Source organism: Patescibacteria group bacterium, assembly GCA_018817085.1.
Lineage (GTDB): Bacteria > Patescibacteriota > WWE3 > CG2-30-40-12 > CG2-30-40-12 > CG2-30-40-12.
In genome coordinates this window covers 1-2,556 of sequence record JAHIUT010000070.1, presented here as the reverse complement: position 1 = coordinate 2,556, position 2,556 = coordinate 1, and the positions used below count along the sequence as shown (strand labels likewise).

4 protein-coding genes and 2 tRNA genes are annotated in these 2,556 nt (G+C 36.6%); 3 read left to right on the top strand and 3 right to left on the bottom strand.

All coding sequences use genetic code 11. From position 1 onward, the window contains the following. Positions 1-510, top strand: a 510-nt coding sequence (locus KJ678_04545) for a hypothetical protein (protein MBU1017395.1), incomplete at its 5' end; no start/stop codon positions are given. Here KJ678_04545 and KJ678_04540 read toward each other — a convergent pair. The 3 genes from KJ678_04540 to KJ678_04530 all read right to left on the bottom strand — a co-directional run bounded on the left by KJ678_04540 (position 500) and on the right by KJ678_04530 (position 1,102). Then, entirely contained in the window at positions 500-919 is a 420-nt protein-coding gene (locus tag KJ678_04540) for a hypothetical protein (GenBank protein MBU1017394.1), read from the bottom strand. The two genes, KJ678_04545 and KJ678_04540, sit on opposite strands and share 11 nt — an antisense overlap. A 2-nt stretch (positions 920-921) precedes the next feature. Beyond that, positions 922-993 (bottom strand) — tRNA-Ile (locus tag KJ678_04535). 37 nt (positions 994-1,030) lie between these two features. Next, positions 1,031-1,102 (bottom strand) — tRNA-Cys (locus tag KJ678_04530). Positions 1,103-1,203: 101 nt separating this feature from the next. On the opposite strand from KJ678_04530, the gene KJ678_04525 reads away from it, so the two are divergent. Together KJ678_04525 and KJ678_04520 are read left to right on the top strand one after the other, a co-directional pair. Beyond that, a complete protein-coding gene (locus tag KJ678_04525) occupies positions 1,204-1,836 on the top strand; it encodes a transposase (GenBank protein MBU1017393.1) in 633 nt (210 codons plus the stop codon). Positions 1,837-1,879: 43 nt separating this feature from the next. Continuing rightward, positions 1,880-2,556 (top strand): class I SAM-dependent methyltransferase (locus KJ678_04520; GenBank protein MBU1017392.1); only part of this gene is annotated, 677 nt, incomplete at its 3' end.

Here is a 2,556-nt window from a genome sequence, read left to right as displayed (position 1 = left end):
TTTTTGGTTTTAGGTTTTGTTAAGTGGATAAGAACTATAATAGGAGTATTCGCGATAATGTTTGGAGTGTATCATATCCGAAAATTTTATAAAGATAGGGATGGGGGTTGCGATACTGCAAAAGACGAGAAAAGGCAAAAAGTTTTTGAGAAGATACGGAAAATAACGCAGAGTAAAAAGTTTGTGTTAGCTTTGGCGGGGATAATACTTCTTGCGATGGCGGTAAATTTAGTGGAGCTTGTTTGTTCGGCTGGGTTTCCGGCTATATATACGGGTATTTTAGCTTTAAACAATCTGCCAAAAATTACCTATTATTTGTATATTCTTCTTTATATAGTCTTTTTTATGCTGGATGATATTATTGTTTTTTCGGTGGCGATGGTAACTTTAGAAGCGGTGGGAATTCAAAGCAAATACGCGAGGATATCAAGTTTTGCAGGCGGGATTCTTTTAGCAGTAATAGGGATACTCTTAATCCTAAAACCGAATATCCTGATGCTTAATTTTTAATTTTCTCGAGATACTGTTCAATCAGTTTTATGTGAGCGATATCTTTTTCTCTATGCCATATTTTTTTCCATTTTAGTACTTCGCTTAACTTAACGAATTTTATTCCATCTATAATATCTGCTTGATCAATTAATTGGTGTATGTCCCAACTGCCGGGAGTCCAGTTGTCAAATATTTCTATTCGTTCATCAAATAGTGTAACAACTTTGCCGTTACCCGAAATTGTTACTTTAGGAACACTTAACTTCTCTGCTATTGACCATGCTTTGCCCCGTGCAATTAAGTCAATGTCGTGGCCTAGTTCCTTTATTCCTGCGGCAAACATTGGACCACTCCCAAAAACAGCATAATCTCTAGACGGTAGGTTTAGACTTATAAGGTTTTTAATTAAAGTATTGTTTATATCCATTGTGCGCGAGGATGGAATCGAACCATCCACTTCTGTCTTATCAGGACAGCGTTCTACCAATGAACTACTCGCGCGCTATGGCAGGCGGGAACCAATCGCCCGAAAATATAGAGGCGCGTGTCGGAATTGAACCGACGCATAGATGTTTTGCAGACACCTGCGTTACCACTTCGCCAACGCGCCTAGATTCATAGTTGCAATTTTATCAGATAGTTGGTATTAATGAAAGTATTATTCAATTAGGGATAGACCCAATTTGGGTCTATCCCTAATTGGGAAGTAAAATGCCCTATAAAAACAAAGTGTACAGGCCACAACAAGATAGTTATTATCATGTGTATGGTCGCAGTTTATATGAGAATAGTTTATATTCTGAACACAGTGATTATGTATTTTTTTGTTATCTTCTTAAAAAATACTTAACTCCTGGTTTTACAGAGGAGCATATTATAAATGGGCGTAAAAGGAACATACTAGCAAACAGCGTGGCTGGGGAGGTGGAACTTTATGGTTACTGTTTGATGCCAAACCACTTTCATCTTTTAGTGAAAAATATCCAAAGAGATGGAATGTCTGGTTTTATGAAAAGAGTATTAACATTGTATTCCGGCTATTTTAACACGAAATATGGTAGGCAGGGCGCTCTTCTCCAAGGAGGTTACAGAGCAGTTCCTTTGGTTACGGACGAACAATTCATATATGTTTCACGCTATATTCACCTAAACCCTATAAAGGCAAAATTATCAAAAAAAGCCAAGGATTACAAATATAGTTCTTTTATTAACTATCTAGAGAAAAAAGGACCTGTATGGCTTGTATTACACCCCCGTTTATTAGACGCCACCGACTACTCTGAAATAGAATCTTATCTTAAAGATTTAGAAGACAAACCGAAAGAAGGTATTTTCTGCAATTAGGGATAGACCCAACTAGGGTCTATCCCTATTTATTTGAATGAGTGTGAATTATAACGATAAAAATTATGATTATAAATTTTATTGGAAGAAGCGCTCTTATGAGCATAACTGCGAAGTTATCGCTTTAAAAAAACTTCTTCCAAAAAAGGGAAATAGTATTATAGATATAGGCGCGGGATTTGGCAGGCTTTTTCCTGTTTATGAGAGCAGGTTTAAGGAGGTAATATTGTTTGAGCCGTCCAAGAAACTCTTAGAACAGGCTAGAGATAATATCAACAAGTCTACTATAGATAAGGTTTTCTTTAGGATTGGTAAGATACCAATTAGGGATAGACCCAAATTGGGTCTATCCCTAATTGAGTACGATTGTGTTTTGATGGTTCGCGTTGCCCATCATTTGGAGGATTTGAATAGCGCCATAGCGTCCGTGTCAAAAATAATAAAAAAGGATGGTGTCTTTATTCTTGAATTTGCCAACAAAATACACTTTTTAAATATACTTAAAAATTCCGCGCGTCTAAATTTTGGATTTTTTTCGCAAAAACCTTACAAGGTTGGAACATTCATCCTTTTGCACCCCGCGTATGTAAAAGAAGTTTTGGAGAAAAACGGATTTGTACTAGAGAAAAAATTGTCCGTTTCAAACTTTAGAAATCCGTTGCTAAAAAAAATTGTCCCCGAGACCGTGCTTTTAAGGTTGGAAGATGTTTTGCAAAAACC